This window comes from Reinekea sp. (assembly GCF_046710285.1).
GTDB lineage: Bacteria > Pseudomonadota > Gammaproteobacteria > Pseudomonadales > Natronospirillaceae > Reinekea.
The window spans coordinates 1-20465 of the sequence record NZ_JBKEGY010000004.1 but is presented as its reverse complement, the minus strand read 5'-3'; the positions used below and the strand labels follow the sequence as shown (position 1 = coordinate 20465).

15 protein-coding genes are annotated in these 20465 nt (G+C 43.0%); 1 reads left to right on the top strand and 14 read right to left on the bottom strand.

Annotated elements, in window-relative coordinates; genetic code table 11:
• Nucleotides 1-20: 20 nt before the first annotated feature.
• A complete protein-coding gene (locus ACI882_RS04205) occupies nucleotides 21-2210 on the bottom strand; it encodes a WD40 repeat domain-containing protein (protein ID WP_411743968.1) in 2190 nt (729 codons plus the stop codon).
• A 71-nt stretch (nucleotides 2211-2281) separates the two neighbouring features.
• Entirely contained in the window at nucleotides 2282-2716 is a 435-nt protein-coding gene (locus tag ACI882_RS04200) for a hypothetical protein (RefSeq protein WP_411743969.1), read from the bottom strand.
• Between the two features lie 290 nt (nucleotides 2717-3006).
• Here ACI882_RS04200 and ACI882_RS04195 point away from each other — a divergent pair, with 290 nt between their 5' ends.
• Nucleotides 3007-3825 carry a LuxR C-terminal-related transcriptional regulator gene (locus ACI882_RS04195; RefSeq protein ID WP_411743970.1) on the top strand — a complete coding sequence of 273 codons (819 nt, stop codon included), beginning with the start codon at nucleotides 3007-3009 and terminating at the stop codon, nucleotides 3823-3825.
• Nucleotides 3826-3839: 14 nt separating this feature from the next.
• Here the strand turns inward: ACI882_RS04195 and ACI882_RS04190 are convergent, their stop codons facing one another.
• The 12 genes from ACI882_RS04190 to ACI882_RS04135 form a co-directional block, all read right to left on the bottom strand.
• Nucleotides 3840-6929, bottom strand: coding sequence for an efflux RND transporter permease subunit (locus ACI882_RS04190; protein WP_411743971.1), 3090 nt, complete (start codon nucleotides 6927-6929; stop codon nucleotides 3840-3842).
• Nucleotides 6926-8206 carry an efflux RND transporter periplasmic adaptor subunit gene (locus ACI882_RS04185; RefSeq protein ID WP_411743972.1) on the bottom strand — a complete coding sequence of 427 codons (1281 nt, stop codon included), beginning with the start codon at nucleotides 8204-8206 and terminating at the stop codon, nucleotides 6926-6928. The genes ACI882_RS04190 and ACI882_RS04185 overlap by 4 nt, the downstream gene beginning before the upstream one ends.
• 336 nt (nucleotides 8207-8542) lie before the next feature.
• Nucleotides 8543-9370, bottom strand: coding sequence for a phosphonoacetaldehyde hydrolase (gene phnX, locus ACI882_RS04180; protein ID WP_411743973.1), 828 nt, complete (start codon nucleotides 9368-9370; stop codon nucleotides 8543-8545).
• Nucleotides 9371-9411: 41 nt separating this feature from the next.
• Complete coding sequence (locus ACI882_RS04175) at nucleotides 9412-10545, bottom strand: 2-aminoethylphosphonate--pyruvate transaminase (RefSeq protein ID WP_411743974.1); 1134 nt, start codon at nucleotides 10543-10545, stop codon at nucleotides 9412-9414.
• A complete protein-coding gene (locus ACI882_RS04170; RefSeq protein ID WP_411743975.1) occupies nucleotides 10532-11458 on the bottom strand; it encodes a LysR family transcriptional regulator in 927 nt (308 codons plus the stop codon). The genes ACI882_RS04175 and ACI882_RS04170 overlap by 14 nt, the downstream gene beginning before the upstream one ends.
• A 61-nt stretch (nucleotides 11459-11519) precedes the next feature.
• A complete protein-coding gene (locus tag ACI882_RS04165; protein ID WP_411743976.1) occupies nucleotides 11520-13196 on the bottom strand; it encodes a dipeptide ABC transporter ATP-binding protein in 1677 nt (558 codons plus the stop codon).
• On the bottom strand, nucleotides 13196-14440 hold the full coding sequence (locus ACI882_RS04160) for an ABC transporter permease (RefSeq protein WP_411746458.1): 1245 nt from the start codon (nucleotides 14438-14440) through the stop codon (nucleotides 13196-13198). Before ACI882_RS04160 ends, ACI882_RS04165 begins: the two co-directional genes overlap by 1 nt.
• Nucleotides 14440-15627 (bottom strand): ABC transporter permease, encoded by a 1188-nt coding sequence (locus ACI882_RS04155; RefSeq protein WP_411746459.1) that lies wholly within the window; start codon nucleotides 15625-15627, stop codon nucleotides 14440-14442. The genes ACI882_RS04160 and ACI882_RS04155 overlap by 1 nt, the downstream gene beginning before the upstream one ends.
• A 134-nt stretch (nucleotides 15628-15761) precedes the next feature.
• Nucleotides 15762-17801, bottom strand: coding sequence for an ABC transporter substrate-binding protein (locus ACI882_RS04150; RefSeq protein ID WP_411744563.1), 2040 nt, complete (start codon nucleotides 17799-17801; stop codon nucleotides 15762-15764).
• Between the two features lie 35 nt (nucleotides 17802-17836).
• Nucleotides 17837-18511 carry an HAD family hydrolase gene (locus ACI882_RS04145; RefSeq protein ID WP_411744562.1) on the bottom strand — a complete coding sequence of 225 codons (675 nt, stop codon included), beginning with the start codon at nucleotides 18509-18511 and terminating at the stop codon, nucleotides 17837-17839.
• Nucleotides 18508-19332, bottom strand: a complete 825-nt coding sequence (locus ACI882_RS04140) for an alkaline phosphatase family protein (RefSeq protein ID WP_411744561.1) — start codon at nucleotides 19330-19332, stop codon at nucleotides 18508-18510. Before ACI882_RS04140 ends, ACI882_RS04145 begins: the two co-directional genes overlap by 4 nt.
• Before the next feature lie 168 nt (nucleotides 19333-19500).
• Nucleotides 19501-20394 (bottom strand): LysR family transcriptional regulator, encoded by an 894-nt coding sequence (locus ACI882_RS04135; RefSeq protein WP_411744560.1) that lies wholly within the window; start codon nucleotides 20392-20394, stop codon nucleotides 19501-19503.
• Nucleotides 20395-20465: the final 71 nt, after the last annotated feature.

The window sequence follows — 20465 nt, the reverse complement described above, 5'->3', positions numbered from 1 at the left end:
TTAATAAAAAATATTATGAATTATGGAACAACCATACGAACCATTCCGGCATCTACCTGACCGCTTTTATCCGCAAATGGCTGGGCCACGATATAATATGCATCGTGTTCGGGGTGAGTGATGTGAACGTTTCTCATATCACTTACAAAGGTGCCGGTGATGGCGTTGCCTAATTGCGCACCTGTATTGCCATCCACCAGCAACACTGAACCAGCACTAGAGATTCCGTTATGGCTATCAACTGCTGAAGCAATGACATAATTGCCATTCGGCAGTGCCGTAATACCACTGAAGCCCAAATTATCAAAGTCATCATCCCCGGCTAATGTACTGCCAATTTGCAAACCACTGTCACCATCTACTAACCGAACGGAGCCTGCATCTGTAATGCCGTTTTCATCATCGTATTCTGTTGAGGCGATCACATAATGGCCATTGGAGAGCAACGTAACGCCACCAAAGCCAAAACGATCATCCGTTACATCCCCAGCCAATGCACTGCCTATCTGTAAGCCCGTATTTCCATCAACCAACCGAACTGTGCCAGCGTTAACAATGCCATTTTCATCTTCGTATGCAGAAGCGATAACATAATGATTATTGGGCAAGGCTATAATGTCGCTAAACCCTAAGTAATCATCTTCGGTATCCCCTGCTAATGTACTGCCTATTTGGATTCCGGTACTACCATTAACCAAACGAACTGATCCTGCATCGACGACACCGTTTTCATCATCATACCTAGAGGCAACTACATAATTGCCATTGGGTAAAGCTGTGACACCGCTAGCCCCTAGATAATCATTTTCAACATCCCCCGATATCGCATTGCCTATTTGCTCTCCTGTACTGCCATCGAACAAACGCACTGAACCCGCATTGACAACACCGTTTTCGTCATCACTACTAGAGGCAACTACATAATTACTATTGGGCAAGGCTGTGACACCGCTAGCCCCTATAGCATCCCCTTCAACATTCCCCACTAACGCATTGCCTATTTGCTCTCCTGTACTACCGTTAACCAAACGAACTGATCCTGCATCGACGACACCGTTTTCATCATCACGCCTAGAGGCAATCACATAATGGCCATTGGGCAAGGCTGTAATACTACTTCCCCCTAAACGGTCAGCAAGCGCATCACCCGTTAACATACTTCCTATTTGTTCTCCAGTAAGGCCATCTACCAAGCGCACAGAACCTGCATCAACGATGCCGTTTTCATCATCATATGCGGAGGCGATAACATAGTTGCCATTTGGGAGTTCGGTTACACTGTCAAAACCTAAAGAATCGTTGGTTGTATTCCCTGCGATTATGCTTCCTATTTGAATACCGGTATTGCCATTCATCAACCGAACCGAGCCTGCATTGGCGATACCATTTACGTCTTCGTCTGCTGAGGCAACAACGTAATAATTATTACTCAGCGCAGTAATACTACTAGAGCCTAAATAGTCATATGCTACATGCCCTGCTAACGTGCTACCAATTTGCATTCCTGAACGGCCATCAACTAACCGTACTGAGCCAACGTCGACGACACCGTTTTCGTTATCAATTGCTGAAGTAACAACATAATGGCTATTAGGCAGCGCAGTAATACGGGTAGATCCGAGCTGATCCCCTCCTGCGTCACCATAAACACTGCCAATGGGCGTGGATGACAATGGACTGTACAAATGAACAGCGCCATTATTGGCAAATCGACTGGAATCCTGCGAATCACTGACAACAATATTGCCATTACCTAGTATGACCACCTGATAACCGAATTTATCATTCGCGCCAGGTGTGGGGTCGAGTAGCTCTAACGAGATAACCCGAGCTAATATGACGGTATAAACTTGGCTGCTGGTTCCATCTGGCGCGGTGACAGTCACAGTGACTTCTGTTTCACCTGCATCGAGTTCAATTGGGCTGCTTGCTGGCCCAGAGGATGGGGTTTCGTTAATCGTAACCGTGGCGTTAGCTTGAGTGGGTGTTGCGGTCAATGTGCTGAAGGCTTTTCCCGTAATAACGGTATAGTCAGTAGTATCCGGTGCAAACTCAGGGCTGATCATACCAGCGGAGAAAGTTAGCTGCGCTAAGGTTGCATCATTGCTTGCGGAGGAACTATCTTCATTGCCGCTACCGCCACAAGCCAAAAGGCCGAACAATGCTGTGGCCATCAATAGCGGTCTAATTAGCACTTTAAGTCTATACATAATTTATTTCCTTTAAATGTTACGACGTCCTTCGTCAGCGTTAGTCAGGCTTGAAACCGATGTCTATTCAGTTAAGGCGCATAACGTACAATGATGCGCAGTTCAGTTTCACCTTCTTCCACATCTAGGTAACTTTTGGTACTACTGGAGAGGCTAAAATAATCACCCTCTCCGCGTTTGGCTGCAAAGCTAATTCGACTTTCTTTATCGGTTCTACTAAAAATGTGAAAGCCAGCTGCTTCAAGTTCTTCCTGATAAAATTTTAAGACGTTCCTAGCAGTATCTTTGGTAGCAAGTGACCCATTCGCCTCTTGTATATCGCCAACAGAGTATTGGGCAACATCGACAACGCGGGTATTGGGTGCCATCGGTAAATTGAAAGGCATTTCAAATTCAGGAGGCGTTGCCGCGAAAGTCAGTCCACTGACTGTGACTACGATTAGGAGTAGGAGGTTATTTAAAATAGCCTCTAATTTAATGGAATTACCAGAAAGCGAGTTAATCATAATCGTCATTCCTTAATGATCCGTTGCTGATCTGCTGTTTATTTGATTAACGACGACTGACGACTATGACCAAATATCTAGGCTATAGATGACGTTTAATAGTCCGACTTGGTCACAATTATTCACTTTGATCTGATATTGAACGTGTTAATCATATAAAATCTGATTGTTTGTTATCTTGTTTAATATTTTTAGTACCTTTAGAGAATAAGGCGCTAACGGCAGCCGGACAATACGTCTTAATACGTATGCTCAAGCATTTTCAACACTCAATATTCAGAGGTAAGGTTTTGCAAAGCACACTGACTGCAACTCAACTTCAGCAAGTTTTGCTGCTAATTGAAGAAGCCCATAACGCACCAAACGCTCAGGCTCTTAGGCAATGCGTTGTATATGGTGTAGGGGCAATGGTGGAGTCGTCATCCTGTGCTTGGACAGAACTGAAGTCGGATTTATTTACCACTACAACCGCGACCGCCACAGTGGTTGATATCAGTGACAAAGACGTAGACGTTAACGAATCTATCCAACTATTTAACCGATATGCATCTCAGCACCCAGTCATCGCTAGGGCGGTTCATTCCGGTAACGCGAATGCACAAAGCATATCTGACTTTCTTACCCGGTCGGAATTCCAGAACCTTGAGCTCTACCAGTATTTGTACAAACACCTACACACTGAGGATCAACTTTCCGTCGGTTTCGTCGAGAATGGCTACGTTACCGGCCTGTCTGTTAACCGCGCAACATGGGGTTTTACAGAAAACGAACGGAGTCTGTTAAATCATGTCGCACGCTGCGTATTCCCTTTTTACAGGATATTGCAAAAGGACAACCATAGCGAAACAGAGAATCGACCCATGGTAGAAACTTACATGGGTATCATTACAGAACAATATCAAGTGCTTGGCATTACACCGAGAGAAGGCGATGTATTGGCGTTAATTGCACGCGGAAAGTCAAATAAACAAATTGCATTGGCCTTCAATATCAGTGAGGGAACGGTAAAAAAACACGTAGAAAATTTATTTAGAAGGATGGAAGTTAATAATCGAGTCAGCCTAACCATTAAAGCAATGACAATGATCCAAATAGGTCGCCATCTTTAAACCACGCAGATGCTTTAGGCCACCCGCGCTTTCAACCAGAGCTTAAATCGCTCTACTCTTACAAGTCCACTCTCGATGTAAGTCAGCAAACAAGGAATCACAAGTAATACCAACACAGTGCCGTAGGTAATACCAAAGGCCAAAGATGCCGCCATGCTTTGAACAAGTTGCGCTTGAATAGAGTTAGATAACAACAAAGGGATAAGCCCGCCAACGGTGGTAATTGATGTCAGCAGTACAGCCCGCAAACGTTGGCAACTAGCATCAATTATTGCTGCATTAACATCTAATCCTTCCTCTCGTAACTCTTGATAACGATTAATCAAAATGATTGAGTCATTAATAATGATACCCGAAAGACCGAACAGTCCGAAAAAAGACAAGAAGGTCAAATTCATACCTAAAAACCAATGCCCCAAAATAGCACCGGTTAAGCCAAATGGTATTGCGGCCATAACGGCTAACGGCCAGGTATAACTACTAAAAACCCAAACAAGGATAAAGTAGATGAGCCCAATACTCGCCAGCGCGGCTAGTTGAAGGTTACCGATCATTTCATCGATGTCACGTGCGCTGCCTTGAATTTCAGCCTGTAGACCGTACTGCCTTAGTAGCGGAGTAACATCATCTTGCAATATTTGTTTAGATAACTTACTGGCATTGGCATTTTCATCAAGCAAGGCGGCACTGACGCGCACACCCAACTGTCCATTATCGTGGAAAAGCGTACCGACCCCTTTGCGGCTTTGAATGTCAGCAATATCACCAAAGCGGATCAGCTCATTGTTTGGTGTTTTAATAGGGATATCTTGTAAGCCTGCACTTGACTGGTATAAATTTTGAGTTAAACGAACAACAACATTAATGTTGGCATCGTTCTGATTAATTTGTTCTGCTTGACTACCCACTAATGCCTGTCGCAGCTGATTAGCCACCATTGCTTCGGTTAACCCTGTTCGTTTTCCGATGGCATTAAGGTGAAAAATAATTTCATCATTGCCACTTGGTAAATCATCCTTAACGTCGCTTAAGTAGTCATAAGACTGTAATTTCCGTTTCAATGCCTCAGTTGCCTGAACTAGGTTATCTAACTCTCGCCCCGCCAAAAAGAAACTAATTCGACTACCTTGCGAAGCGGATGAACTGTCTTGATTAATAGAGACTTTTTTGACTTCTGGACCCGAGTCAATATGAGACCCCCACTCTTTCAAAAAGTCTGAATTTGAAACAGCTCTATCATCTCGATCAATTAATCTTGCTTGTACTTGAGTAAACCCTTCTTCTGCACTAAAAATCTCGTAAACTTGCAGCACAATTGGGTTACCTTCACTAGAAAACACGATATTTGTTTTTTCCAGCGATTCTTTTAATTCGCGAGTATAGTCATCAATAACGGTTGAGCTCGTGCCCTCATGGAATTCAACCCATGCCGTCACCATATTATCTTCGATCTCTAACTCTGGGGAAAACGGTACGGTTCCCATGATTGGCATCGCATAAGCAATCACACACAGTGCTACCGCGAGAGATACCGATATGGCGCGATTATGAATAGCTTTGGTCACAAATGGACGGTAGTAATTTTCTTTGAAACTGTTAAAGCCGTTATCCATTTTTATTCGAAATACACTTCTCACTTTCGAACGTTTAGACAAGCTGTGATTCAAATGAGCTGGTAAGACAAGAAAGCACTCTATAAGTGAAGCGATAATAACGGCAATAATCACCACCGGAACAGGACGTAGCATTTCACCAAAAGGACCAGGCAACAACAGCAAAGGGAAAAATGCTGCAATAGTTGTCAATGAGCTAGCAATAATCGGGGCAAACATTCGTTTTGCTGCAATCAAAGAGGCTTCTCTTGCTGACTTACCTTTTTCTATTTGAGTTACGGTTTCCTCACCCACCACAATGGCATCATCAACAATGATTCCTAGCGCCATTAAAAACGCAAACACAGATAAAAAGTTAATTGTGCCGCCGCTCCCAAAGAGCAGCATAAATGTTCCGGCAATAGAAACAGGAATTCCCACAGCACTCCACCAAGCTACTTGCCTATTTAGAAACAAAAATAAAATAACAACGACTAGAAGTAATCCAACTAACCCATTACTTATTAACATATCGAGGTTACCTTGGACAATTTCAGATAAATCCCACCATACGGTTAATTCGACACCTTTGGGTAAGTTAGGCTCTATTTCGGCAATCCATTGCCTAATAATATCACTGGTATTCAAGCTATCTATTTCATCAGACCTATAAATCATAAGGCGGACTGCGGATTTTTCTTCTAATACATACTCCCGTATGCCGTCTGTATTTTCGCGAACGACTGAACTAAAACTATCCACAGGTGCGTAATTATTGAGGCTAATCGCTCCATATGCATCAATCGAATCAATATCATTCTCAGTCGATACGGCAATAGACGTGGTATTTGATCGAAGTACTCCACCGCGGCTATTTTGATTTGCGAGCGCGATACCTTGCGCAAGCTCATCAATGGTAAGATTACGTTGAACAAGTTCATAACTCTGTGTTTCAACTTTAATTTCTTCAATCGGAAAACCTGCAACATCTATTGAAGCAATGCCTCGGCCAAGTAAATCATTTTTAAATTGCTGAACTAATGGACGTAGTTCGGTGACCGGCCCTTCCGTAGACAACAAAATAGAAAAAACTTCTTCAGAAAATTCGTCGGCTTTCGCTTTTGGTTTCTCGGCACCTTCCGGAAGCCTAAAATTGGCCACAAACCGATTGACCTCTTCGAGTGCATCTTCAGGGTTTACATTCATCTTATAACGCAGGTAGATTGAACTAGAGCCTGCGCTTGACCAACTCCATGCCTCTTCCACACCTTTTAGATTACGCAAACCCGACTCAAGAGGGGTTGTTAAAGATTTTTCCACAGTACGAACACTGGTTTCCGGCCAACTCGTATCAACCTGTACAGCGGGTATGGTTAAATCTGGCATAAGTTGGGTATGAAGTTGTTTTAACGCAACGAGGCCAGCCAAAAGAACCATTATCATCACTAAATTGGATGCCACACGATGTTGGCTAAAATAGGCAAGTAAGCCACGATCATTAATTGTTCTCATTGGTCAGACTCACTATCTTGCTGTGCTTGGGTTTCTTCTACTTCTTTACTTTCGTCCTCGGGCGCTGGGTCAATACCTCGTTCAAATATTTTTAGCCCTGACGTTGGATTTTTTAACCGAGTTACTAATATTCTCGATTCAGGAAACTCACTTACTGACGGCGCAACAATTAACCAATCTTTATTGTCTTCACGAACTCGACCAAGAAGCGCTACCTCAATAGAGGATAACCGTTGTTCCTCATCAACGGAATAAATCCATTTATCTTGAAACAATGCGCTCACTGGAATTTTTAGCGTATTCACTTGAGATGGAGTTTCTAGGACAAGCTCTACTATTTCTCCAGTAATCCATTGCTCGTCATCTTCCAAACTAAACCAACTGTTTAAACCTGCAGTACCAGGAAGTAACTGTGCGTCACCGTAACTGAATGCAACCTTGGATTTTTTAAACTGTTGACCGGCAAAGCCCACAAGTCCTTTTCGTACGGACGCCAAATGTAACGGCAAAGACGTTTTAACACGCATATTTTCATTCGAGACCAGAGTCATTAGAGCACTGCCTGGATTGACTGTTTGGCCTTCACTAGTCTCCAATGAGGCCACTTGCCCGGCAAAGGGTGCAAATACTGACGCTTTGGACAGCTGATTTTCTGCACTGCTTAATGCCAACTCTAACTTCTCTCGTTGTAACTGAAGTTGCTTTAACGTCAGAGGTGCTGAGGTTAGTGAAACCTTTGCCTGCATGACCGCTAAGTTTTGACGCGCTATTTGCTGTTCTAAATCAGCTAAGGTTTGTTGTGAAGCATTGACAGCGCGTTGTTGTTTTAACCGCTCTACTAGTAACGCCAACTGGGAGCTTTCTACCTTTATTGCTTGAGTAGTTAAGTTTTGCTGAGCGTTATGTAGAGCAATGCGAGTTTCTATGTCTGCGATATCTGCTTTGGCTTGCGCCACAGAAAGCGTTACATGGAAAGCATCGAGTGTGAGCAGCAAATCCCCGTGCTCAAAATAATCCCCTGCCTTTACATTCACAGAAATCACTTCAGCTGAGAGCTCAGAAGCTACATTTCTAGTTTGCTCGGGCTCAACTTTCCCCAATAATCGTATTTCTGCCTGATGCGGCTGCAAACTAAGGCGCAGTGTTTGCACGGGTGTGGTTGATTCAATTCTAGTTTCTGTTAAACCTGTATCAGAGCTACTTTTCATAAGCGCGATTGCGCCCGAAGTTGCAAGAAAAATTATCACAATCGCAACCGATTTTTGCCAAAATTTCATATTAATGCCTTTTATTTTTGATATAAGAAAGACCCATTGACAATATCGGAAGATCTGAAATGACCGTAGATCGAAAGTTTATTGATCCATTGTCCTTGGTAAATAAGGTTTCTTAAAGTTAATTTTCATAAGCGAAGATCGTGCCAATGTTAAACTGGCTTGAAATGGCGCGCTATGAGCAACATAGACATAAAATTAGCCAGAATAACCAAATTATTTAGCAAGATTGATTAGAAGAACCTAGATTGATACTTTTCGCTTCTTTGGCACAACAAGAGCCTAAAAACGGCTAGTAAATAGCCGCAAAAGAAAGTGTGAATGCATATTCATTAAAATTTAAGGCTTTTCACCCGAAGCAAGACGCAGCTCAATACTTTCAAGCACGGGCACAACATCGGCAATAGTATCAACAACATAATGAGCTCCGGCAGAACGAAAACGCTGATGCGCCTTTAAACGAAGTTCAGATTGCTTCGCTTCATTCAGGCTATTCCAATCATCCATGCTCATGCCGACTTCATTACCGCTGATCGCAACTCCGATAGTCCACATACCTGCGTTTAAACCTTCATCTATACCTGTTAAGGTATCATCTATTTTTACGCAAGCGCAGAGATTCTCAACACCCAATTCTATGGCATTCATCATTGCCATATACGGGTATGGTCGGCCTTTAGGTACTTGAGTTGCGCAAACATTTGAGTCTGGTGTGTAACCTTGTGACGCCGCACGCTCAAGTAAGCCTTCAATCATTATATCAGCGTAACCTGTATTCGCCCCTACATTGATGCCTTTGTTATTTGCCCACGCCAAGGTGTCTAAAAGGCCAGGGATCAATACCGCTGTTTCTGCAATAGCTGCAATCTGTAATGGCACAAATTCATCGTACATCGAGTCGATATCGTCTTGGGTTGTCGCACTATTCTTTGCGTCAAGCCATGCGGATTGAATACGAGGCATGGCGCAAAGCTGGCGAATATGCTCGCGTTTTTCAACACCCATTGGCTCACGAGCCTCTTGCTCAGAAATGGGCACCCCATGGCTGGCAAACAAAGCTTGAAAAGCACGAATCGGCGCCATTGACCCAAAGTCGACGGTGGTGCCGGCCCAGTCCATAATTATCGCTTGCAATGGACCTACATATTGTCGTTCATAACGGTACATAATTTTCCCTTAGCAGCGTGAAAATCGCTGGTTACTTGTCGTTAACGGTTTGGATTACCATCTGGAATATTCATTTCTTTTAAAACAGCTGACATTGCTTCGAGGAGTCCATCTATTTGCTCGTCAAACAATTGCCCAATACACCCAACTCTAAAGCTTTCTGCCTGGGTCAATTTACCTGGATAGATAATAAAGTTATGTGCTTTTAATAAATCGTAAAAGCGTTGAAAGTTAAAGTTTGCATGATTGGGTGAGAAGAACGTGACGATGATGGGAGATAACCATTGATCCGCCAGTAAGGTTTTAAAACCAATCGCACGCATACCCGTGACAAGTCGTTGCTGATTTCGACTATAGCGCGCGAACCGACCAGCGATGCCTCCTTCTTCTTTATGTTCCTTTAATGCTTGATTAAAGGCTGCAACAATATGTGTGGGCGGCGTAAAGCGCCATTGTCCTGTTTTTTCTAAATATTGCCATTGATCATATAAATCTAGACTCAACGAATGCGCGTTGCCTTTGCATTCATCCAGCATGGTCTTACGTACGAGCACAAAGCCGAATCCGGGTACGCCTTCAAAACACTTATTGGCCGAAGATATCACGGCATCAAAACGAGCAGTTTTGCAATTTAATTCAACCGCACCGAAGGCACTCATTGAATCAATAATTAAACGTCGACCTTTACGCTCAACAACTTCGGCTATTTCAGCCAATGGATTCAAAATCCCAGAACTGGTTTCACAATGAACTACCAGTACTTGGTCAATATCTGGGTTCTGCTCCAAAATGCCAGCGACCTCTTCACCGCGCGGTGGTTCATAATCACCTTTATCTAGAGTCACATAGCGACGACCCATATAGTCGAGTATCTTGGTCATACGTTGACCATAAGCACCATTAATCAGCACCAAAGAATTGCTGTTCGGATCTATTAATGTGCCTAACGTTGCTTCAACAGCAAAAGTGCCACTGCCTTGCATGGGTATACACACAAACGCATCCTGATCATCTACAAAACGTACCAATTGATCACAGACTATTTTGGTTAACACTTTAAAATCATCATCCCAAGAGCCCCAATCATGTAGCATTTCTTGTTTCACACTCATGCTGGTATTAATAGGCCCTGGGGTTAACAACCAAGGTTGTACTGCTGTCTCAATTTGTTTCATTTTGGCTCCTGTTGACCTTTTGAAAGTTACATATTTTTTCTTTTGATAACATTACGCTACGCTGCTCTAACGCGAACATAATAAATTCACGAATGCCCGGCAGCGTACGACGGTTTTTCATCCAAACAACATGCTCTATCACTTCATCGATTGCTTCGGAAATGGGGAGTTTAATTAGCCGAGGATCAGGGCGAAGATCTTGCTCCAACGCAAACCCTAAGCCCAACCCATTAAACACCGCCTCTGACATATCTAAACGTGAATCTACGATGACATTGCTGGTTATTTTAAGTTGATGACGAACAAGCATTTCTTCTAACAATTGTTGTGTGCGGGATTCTGGCTTATAGAAAATTAAAGTGTGAGCTGATAATTCCTTTAACGAGATACAACGTCGGCTTGCCAAGACGTGATCTGGACGCAGTAAAGCAACCAATTTATGCGAAGAAAATGCCAGCTGTGAAAGCTGACTACTCTCATGAGTTAACGGAAACAGACCAATATCTGCCTCTCGATTAAGGACTAAAGATTGGCATTCAGAGGTCGTAACCGAACGAATTTTAAGTGTCGCCAATGGATACCTTCGACTGAATTCTGCAATGAGTGGCATAAAAATAATTGATGAAGCGTTGGCAATTTTCAGTGTAATATTATCTGGACTCAAGGTGGGATTAGATAAAACCTCTATCGCCATGTCTAAGTCGTGATACTGACGGGTAATTTGGTGCAGCTGATTACCAAGGTCTGTTGCTCGAACCCCTCGACTAAACCGCTCTAATAATGGATCGTCAAAACGAGATTCCAGCTTACGGATTTGAGCAGTTATGGCGGGTTGACTTACACCCAACAATTCAGCTGCGCGGGTAAAGCTGCCTGCCTGTAACGTTGCATTAAATGACCGTATTTCAGCCATCGAATAATCCATACTGTTTAGTTTCATAGCGATACGAGAACTTTAATAATAAGCTCACACATTACCCAACCGCAGCTGCTTTCATTTGAAGCCGCCCCTGCGTCGAATTAAGTAAAGGGATCGACGATACGAGTTTCTGCGTATAAGGCTGCTGGGGATCAAGAAATATTTGTCTTACCGTTCCTTGCTCTAACAACTCACCTGTTCGCATGACACAAACCCAATCACATAGGTTTGCAATAACACTAAGATCATGAGAAATGAATAAAATAGTCAATCCAAGTTCATTTTTTAGTTCTTTTAATAAGTTCAGAATTTCCGCTTGAATTGATACATCTAATGCAGCGACCGACTCATCGGCAACAATGAATTTCGGTTCACAAACCAATGCTCTCGCAATGCTAATTCGTTGCCGCTGTCCACCAGAAAACGCATGAGGAAAACGGCGTAAATGAGTCACATCAAGATGACATCGTTTAGCAACTTCAATTACTCTTTGATCAGTTTCTGCACGAGACTTGGTTAGTTTCATTGCTTCAAGTGGCTCGGCAATAATATCTCTAACCGTCATACGAGGGTTTAACGAACTGTATGGGTCTTGGAATACCAACTGAGCTGTACGTGCTAAACGTTTACGTTTAACCGCTTTCGTTGCCCCAAACTTCACTTTTTTCTTAGTGTGATAATATTCAACTTCACCAGAACTAATAGGCGCAGCCCCGAGTATTGCCTTGCCTAAAGACGTTTTACCCGAACCACTTTCACCCACCAAGCCAATAATCTGCCCTTCGGGTAAATCTAAACTGACATTATTGACAGCTTTAAAGCATTCCGCTTTCCGATTGTTAGCCGAGCTAGGGTAACTAATTGATAAATCTCGAATAGACAATAACGGGGCTGGCGTATGTTCAGGCGCCTCGGGTAAATTTTCAAGGTGCGGTAACGCATCCAGTAGTCGTTTTGTATAACTGTGTTGAGGGCTGAACAGAACCTGCTCGGATGAACCAGCTTCAACAACCTTACCCCGCTGCATCACCGTGACATTATCAGCAATTTTAGACACCACACCTAAGTCATGCGTGATAAAGAGCATAGACATGCCCATTTGTTCACGCAGTTCCATCATGAGCTCTAAAACTTGCGCTTGAATAGTGACATCTAATGCGGTGGTAGGTTCATCGGCTATCAATAATTTCGGTTTGGTCGACAGCGCCATGGCAATCATGGCGCGTTGACGCATCCCGCCTGAAAGCTCAAAAACATACTGTTCAAAACGCTTAGCAGGATCAACAATACCTACACGCTCAAATAACTCGATACCCGCGCGACGCGCTTGCTGCTTGTCATAGCCCAAGTGAATCTGCATGGTTTGAATAATTTGATCACTGATCCTAATAGCCGGTGCAAAGCTAGCCATCGGTTCTTGAAAGATCATAGATACTGCGCCACCTCGGACCAACCCTAGATCTTTATTTTTTAATTTGAGCACTTGCACATGTTGATCATTGTGATTCAAGATAATTTGACTAGGACTTTGAACAACGGCGTTGCCTGGCGCAAGGCGCATAATACTTTTAGCCGTTATTGATTTTCCGGAACCGCTTTCTCCTACTAAACCCATTACCTCACCTGGACGAATGCTCAGGTTTAGGTTGTCCACTGCACGCAACATACCTTCATCGGTATGAAAATCTATCGTTAGGTTTCGAAGTTCTAATAAATTAGGAGTCGTCGACATTATTTCTTCTCCGAGTAAGGGTCTGCGGCATCACGTAGCGCATCACCTATAAATACAAACGCCATAATTAGGAATACAAAAACCAACACTGGGAAAAATTGCCAAACCATATTTTGTTGAATATCCGGGTCTTGTGCCTTCTGAAGTAAAACACCTAAACTGTTTACGGGTTCAGTTAACCCTAAACCAAGAAAACTGAGGCTCGTTTCCGCTAAAATAACGTAGGGAAAATTAATCAAGGTATCAACAATGATATAGCTGGTAAAACTCGGAATCATATGGCGCCAAATAATGCGAGTTGTGCTTGAACCGCAAAGTTGTGCAGCTAACACGTAATCTTGATTCCGCTCAGTCAGAATGTGTGTACGTAACCGTCGGGCAAGGGCAGCAAAATCAAGCGCGCCAATGACGACGGCGATGGCAAAGTACCGTTGCACGGCAGTTAAATCGATCTGAGCAAGGGCTACTGCGCAGGCAAGGTAAATAGGAATAGGCGGAATCACTCGTACCGCCTCGGTTAAGCTCATTAGAATTGTGTCCACTCGGCCACCAAAATAACCACTGGTGCCACCGACCAGCAAAGACACAAACAGTTTCACAATCAACGCAACTATGGCAATGCTTATGGTGACCCAAATAGCATGCAGTGTGCGACTAAAAATATCTTTGCCATCTTCATCCGTACCCATCAAATGTATCTGGCCTTGCTCAACTCCAAATAAGTGTCGATCCCAGCGTATATCTAATTTCAAACCAACGGTATTTAGATTAATGACACTATAATCCCAACCTTTAATAAAAAACTTAATATAACGTCGCTCTGTTTCGTTCACCTCGAACTTGTTTTGATTAGATGATGATAATGCACCGCTGGCAGTTAACGCATCTAAAGCAGCAAGACCGCCTCCTGCGAGAGATTTAAGATCTATTTTGCTATCCACTTTTTTATAGGTATAAGTAAACGGCCTTATTGAGAATCCGTTTTCATCCCAAAAATAAACACCTTGTGGCGAGCCGCGTCGGTATTCACTGTCTATGCCGCGAATCGTTGGATCTGAAGGCGAGAAAAACGGCGCAAAGAAACCCATCAATAATAAGACTCCGAGAATCCACGCGGCAGCCACACCTGAAGTTTTTTTCTTAAAACGCGATTTAATCAGCGCGAGTTGACCTGCAGTGTAGTAAGACTCATCATTATCTTGATTTTTTGGTTTGCGTCTAAAGCGTTCAATTAACACGTTCATCACCCATTCCCCAGTACACTTTTACGCACTCGAGGATCGACTGCTGCTAGTATAATATCGGTTATAAAATTCATACTGACGACAACTAAAGCAACTAAAAATAAAATGCCCGCAGCTAACTCCTGATCATTAGTCATAGATAAGGCTTCAATTAATAGGGCTGCAGAATCTGTAAGGCCAATAACAATCGCTACAATAGGTAAGTCGTTAAAAATTCGCTGAAAATCGAATCCGACCGAGTTAAATAAAGGGCTGATCGAATGGCGTACCGGGTATCCGGCCCAAAGCGCGACACCATCAACCCCTCTTGCACGGGCAGCATCGACATAGAGTTTATTTGATTCATCGACCACCAATGCTCGCACCGTTTGCAACTGCAAAGCCGTTGCCGACCAACCAATGACAAATATAGGCAACCAAATATGGCTCAAAAAGTCATACAGCTTTCCGAGTTCAAAGCCATGCGTACTAAACCAAGGAACATTTGCCCATTGGTCAGAAAACAAACCAGTGGGCATAGGCTTTCCGGCAAATACGTAAAGTAAAATAATGGTCAATGCCAATAAAAAGTTAGGCAGCGCTAACCCAAGATAACTGACAATACGCAGTAGCAAATCGAGAGATTTTTGCAAACTCAAAAGAGCAGTACTTCTAAACTGTTGAAACTTGGTATGTTGCGGATTTTTGTCAATCCAAGGTTTGTTGATCGTAAAGGCAGATAAGATCCCGAACGGGACGGCTATGACATAAGAAAAAATTAACGCCGCGATGCAGAACATAAAGCTCATCCAAAACCGATCGCCTAATGCCAAATTAACCGATTGGCGCTTAGCACAACTAAAACCCATATCGCCCCGTAAGGTAAGATTAGTTACCCATCGCCCCCAACGTTCAGGGAGCGACTTATCTAACCCCATTCGAACTCGTTCAGCTTGAATATCGGCTTCGGTAATCATTTCGCCTTGGGTGTTTTTGTAGGCAATGTACTTTTCAGCACAATCGCCCGGCAGAACTTCCATTAGAGAAAACACAATGGCGCTAACCAGAAATAAAGCCACCAGAGCCAACAAGTAACGATTAAGCACATATCTAAAGTACTGGCTGTCGCGTCCATTCCACCAGAGCACACCACCAATACTGAGCAGGACCCATAGCAACCAAGTGTTTGATAAAAACTGAAAGACCACGATAAATCTCCGATTTTAAACTTATTGAATAAGTTGATTTACTAATCGAATGCCCAAAATGAGTATTTGATTAGTAAACTGAAACCAAAAATAGAGGAGGACAAATGCCCTCCTCCTTAAGCCTTCAATCAATACTAATTTTTGAAATACCATTGTGCTGGTAGGTATGGATACATACGATAGAACTCATAAGAAGATGTTTTTGGCACTTCGAAGTTTGCGAGCGCATTGCTACGGTAGACAGGAGATACCGCCTTCACGGTGCCCATAATAAACAAGTCATCAATCACTCTATCGGCTATTTTTACGCCAAGCTTATTAGACTCATCACTACCCGCTTTTAACGTAACAAAACGATCAGTTAACTTTTTCATTTCAGCAACCGTAGCAGGCGGCGCTACACCTTCGGCGCCATTGCTATCAAGATATTGTGACCACAACATACCGGTACGAAGGTCAAAGAAACTACCGTACGGAGGGACTAAGGTTTCAATATTACTTGCAATGTTAGTTAACGGACGACCCATTACCCAACTTAGAACACTTAAATCATTCGCGCTTTGAGAGTTACGGTATTCATCAGAGGTCACTTCTTTAATCGTGGTTTTAACACCAACATCGGTCCAACTTTTAGCAATAATTTCTACCACTTCAGAAGGTGTACCCTGCGTCGCATACTGAATGTTAAGTTCGAACTTTTTACCCGAAGGTAAATCTCGGAAACCATCACCGTCTTGATCTTTAACGCCTGCTTTATCTAATAACTTACGAGCTGCTTTTTGATCGAATTGAATCCAACTGGTTTTTTGTTTTTCTGTAATAAATGGCGTTGTGTCTGCATCAAAGCCAGTATATTGAGTGGGTGCACCCAGTCCGAAATAAGCTATTTCGTTAATCTGATCACGATCCATGGCAATTGACATAGCACGGCGGAACTTAACGTCATTAAATATCGCACGCTTCTCTAAGTCTTTATCCGTTAAGTTAAATGCAATGGTGGTCTGTGCAATGGTTGGACGCAAATACACTTCATATTTACCTAAGTCTTTGTTTTCCAATAAAACAGGGGCTTGCGGTAAGTTCACAGCTTGTGCTTTGTAGTCAACTTCACCAGCAATTAACTTAGCCGTTTGAATGTCTTCATCACCGATATACACTTCATTAATTTCGTTGATATAGGGTAGCTGATTACCCGCCGTATCTGTTTGGTAGAAATATGGGTTAGCAACTAAACGACGTTTCTCTAGCGACTCCTCAACAACCAAGTAAGATTCAAGAGTCGGCATAATTGCGGTAAAGCCCGCTTCAACTAAACGTTCTGCCGCAGCGGCATCCTTCAACAATGGCGTTGGAATATCTTTCCAGTCAGATTGACCGTAATAGAAATTTATAAGGGCATAACCGTTATCAAAGCCTAAGGACTTCGCTAGCTTATCGGCATCGGCATTGAACTCTGGGTGAAAATTCTCTAACAGATGCTTAGGAAGAAATGGTTGAGCATAATCTTGAGCAAAATTATCAAGATAACCTGGCGCCGGTTCATTCATAGTAAACTGAACCGTTGTGTCACTTAACGCTTCAACTTTAACGGCTTTACCAGCAGATAAAAATCGATCTTTCGGCTTTTCAATGACATTGTTATCCATCAAAATATTGTTGTACCAAAAAGCAATATCTTCAGCGGTGAAAGCAGACCCATCCGACCATTTATGGCCTTTTCGTAGATTCACCTTTAACACGGTAAAGTCAGCATTCCAGCCCCAAGACTTCGCAACATTTGGAACGACTGTTGCTAAGTCATCACTAAAACGCACTAAGTTCACGTGACGAACAGACAATAAATCAGATGTGCCTGACTCTGTAGCCTTTGATATACCGTTTAAAACCCCGCCATATTGACCAATGCTTTCATAAGGCGCGATGATCAATGGCTCTTGTGGCAAACGTTGCGCTAAGGGCAGTAATGCTGGGTTACCGGCAATTAAGCTATTTAATTGACCGATGGCAGGGTTTTCACTGAAGCTCAATGTACAGCTTTGCAAATTCTCAAATTCTGTTTTTTCAAACAAATGAGGGTAAGCACCGCCTTGATCAGGTCCAGTTAAAGCCGGACATGCTGCCATTGCGTTACCCGCTACCAGTGCGATTGCACCTGCGATGATGTATTTAGACATGTATTGCTCCTATCGTTCTAAGGTTGACTTTAAGTTCACTGTACGTCGTTAACATTTGGCGCAGTCCATTGGACTACTGGCCAATTACGCTTAATCGCAATTTCTATAAGCGGTTGATCGGGATTTGTAGCTATTGGAAATTCTATTTTTTCGAGTAAAGGTAGGTCGTTGATCGAATCGCTGTAAAACAGCGCTCCCTCTAATGTTTCTCGTTGCTCTGCCATCCAATTCATTAGACGTTCGACTTTACCTTCTCGAAAGGTTGGTATACCGGACACTTCACCGGTGTACCGTTGATTATTCACGTGAAGCTGAATCGCTAGAACATCATCAATACCTAATTGCTTGGCAATAGTATTGACAATAAATTCAACGGTCGCAGAAATAATCACCTGGCGTAAACCTTGCTGCTTATGTTGCACAAGCATCTGGATGGCTTCCGGATATAAGTTAGGAACAATATACTGGTCAAGAAACCTCGGCATTAGTAGATCAATATCTGTGGTTTTTAGTTGCAGTACGGGTTCAACTAAGAAGCGGATATAGTCATTTAGGTCTAAGGTTTGTTCTTCATAGCGCGTCATCATTTGAGCATCACGCTGTATAAAGTCGTCATCGGCTAAACCAATCTCAACTAAATATTCACAGAATAACGTGCAACTATCACCCGCCAATAACGTCTCATCTAAATCATAAATGGCTAACGTCATAAGCTGATCTCATCGACTAGTAATTTGTCAGCGATAGGTTTTCCATGATTTTTTATACCCAGCAGCTCACACACAGTTCCACAGATTTCAAGCTGGCCAGGCACGGCACTCTCATCGTGAGTAAAGCCGTCGCCAATGACATACAAGGGGACATCACGCTCTTCAATCAACGTGCCGCCGTGACTTTTATCGTTATTCATTCCGTGATCAGCCGTCACCATTACTTGGTAGTCTGCCTCAATCCACGGCAATAAATAGTTAGATAAATGGAAGTCTGAATGGCGGGCTGTATTTCGGTAATGCGCACTGTCTAAACCAGCACGGTGACCTGCGTCATCGATATTCATCGGATGTACGAGAAGAAAATCAGGGTCATAAGTACGCCGAAGCCATTCGGCATCGAGATACAAATGACTATCGGGATAAGTGTCTTGAGAATAGAAAATGGCGTTCTGAATCATCTGAGTTGAGTCGTTCGTAAAACGATCTCGTACCGCATCGTAAGGGCTGCGATTATAGAGCTCACTAAACCAATGATAAGCGGCGGCCGCAGTGGTCAGCCCTGAATCTCGGGCCAAGCTAAAAACACTGTGCTGATTAGAATTGCGAACAATATGATTATTTACAATACCGCTATGTACTGGCGCCACTCCGGTCAAGATGGCTTCATAAAGCGGCCTAGACATAGAAGGTAACTCACAAGGTACACGGTATAGCGTTGCTATTTTTTGCTCAATTAAGCCAGACAAAAAACCCATGCAGTTTTTTGCTGTTACATAATTAAGGCCATCTAGCACCACCAAAATCACTTTTTTCGACATATCAATTACAAAACTCTAATCTCTAAGTTGTGCTAAAGACTATGGTTAAGAATTGTGAATCAAATAAGTCAATCAAAAGAATTATTTATGACAGCCATGCAATATTGGTTATTAAGCAAAGTTTTAGTTATGGGAGGTAGTCATCTGTTTTTCTTTCGAATTGACGAGTTAAATCTCAAACCATTCAGACAAATTTTGTGAAACAACCCTTGCAGCAGATTGGCTAGGTTCTGACTTTCGAACCAGTGCAGACCAACCCAAAACAAGCTTATGCTCACCTAAACTCATCACACTAATACGCTGGTTTTTAACCGCAGACTGAACAGCCCACTTAGAAAGAATACTGACGCCAAACCCCGCAGCGATTAACTCGATAATAGCGTCTGTTACTTCAACAACCGTCACCAAATGAGGCACTACCTCTGAAGGCCGAATAAAACGTTCATATTCGAACCCAGGTTGCGCCGATTTACTATATGTTAGGTAATCTTCACCTTCTAGGTCTCGGGCTTCAATAAATTTTTTGTTCGTCAGTTTATGCTTAATCGGCGTTACTAGAACCAGTTCATCATCAAAAACGGGAATGGCGTCAATTCCCGGCACAGGTAAATGCCCAGGCGCTAGGACAACATCGACCGTACCATCTTGAAGGCTCTGTAAAGGATATTGAGTGGCAGATGCCACCAATTCCAATTGAATGCCCGGCTCTTGTTTAGACAATTGATTCAAAAAAGCCGGCAACCAGTAATAACAACTGTAGGCTGCGACACCAAAACGAACAACGGTCGTTTTATTCGCCGTCAACTGCTGAAAATCAAACTCAGCACGTTGCAGTGTAGGGATAATTTGATTGGCTGTTTGCGTTAATGCTCTTCCGGCGGGCGTTTGTCTTAACCTGCGGCCTTCCCTTTCAAATATTAACCCCCCTAAGCGCTTTTCAGCTTCAGCTAAACGATGGCTTAATGCCGATTGCGTAATATTCAGCAGATAGGCTGCTTGACGCAACGTTTCTGTTTCATCAATGGCCTTGAGCATGGCCCAGTGCTTTATATCTAACTGCATGTAAGAGCCTCATATTGTTAAAGTTACTAAAATTCAAGTTCTATCGCCAATAGATGAAGAGTATTAATCAA

Bases quoted from the DNA above. Each gene is read 5' to 3' on its own strand.
- ACI882_RS04140 (WP_411744561.1), bottom strand. From the start codon at position 19,332: ATGTCGAAAAAAGTGATTTTGGTGGTGCTAGATGGCCTTAATTATGTA.
- phnX (WP_411743973.1), bottom strand. From the start codon at position 9,370: ATGTACCGTTATGAACGACAATATGTAGGTCCATTGCAAGCGATAATT.
- ACI882_RS04190 (WP_411743971.1), bottom strand. From the start codon at position 6,929: ATGAGAACAATTAATGATCGTGGCTTACTTGCCTATTTTAGCCAACAT.
- ACI882_RS04205 (WP_411743968.1), bottom strand. From the start codon at position 2,210: ATGTATAGACTTAAAGTGCTAATTAGACCGCTATTGATGGCCACAGCA.
- ACI882_RS04160 (WP_411746458.1), bottom strand. From the start codon at position 14,440: ATGAACGTGTTAATTGAACGCTTTAGACGCAAACCAAAAAATCAAGAT.
- ACI882_RS04170 (WP_411743975.1), bottom strand. From the start codon at position 11,458: ATGGCTGAAATACGGTCATTTAATGCAACGTTACAGGCAGGCAGCTTT.
- ACI882_RS04165 (WP_411743976.1), bottom strand. From the start codon at position 13,196: ATGTCGACGACTCCTAATTTATTAGAACTTCGAAACCTAACGATAGAT.
- ACI882_RS04175 (WP_411743974.1), bottom strand. From the start codon at position 10,545: ATGAAACAAATTGAGACAGCAGTACAACCTTGGTTGTTAACCCCAGGG.
- ACI882_RS04200 (WP_411743969.1), bottom strand. From the start codon at position 2,716: ATGATTAACTCGCTTTCTGGTAATTCCATTAAATTAGAGGCTATTTTA.
- ACI882_RS04145 (WP_411744562.1), bottom strand. From the start codon at position 18,511: ATGACGTTAGCCATTTATGATTTAGATGAGACGTTATTGGCGGGTGAT.
- ACI882_RS04135 (WP_411744560.1), bottom strand. From the start codon at position 20,394: ATGCAGTTAGATATAAAGCACTGGGCCATGCTCAAGGCCATTGATGAA.
- ACI882_RS04185 (WP_411743972.1), bottom strand. From the start codon at position 8,206: ATGAAATTTTGGCAAAAATCGGTTGCGATTGTGATAATTTTTCTTGCA.
- ACI882_RS04150 (WP_411744563.1), bottom strand. From the start codon at position 17,801: ATGTCTAAATACATCATCGCAGGTGCAATCGCACTGGTAGCGGGTAAC.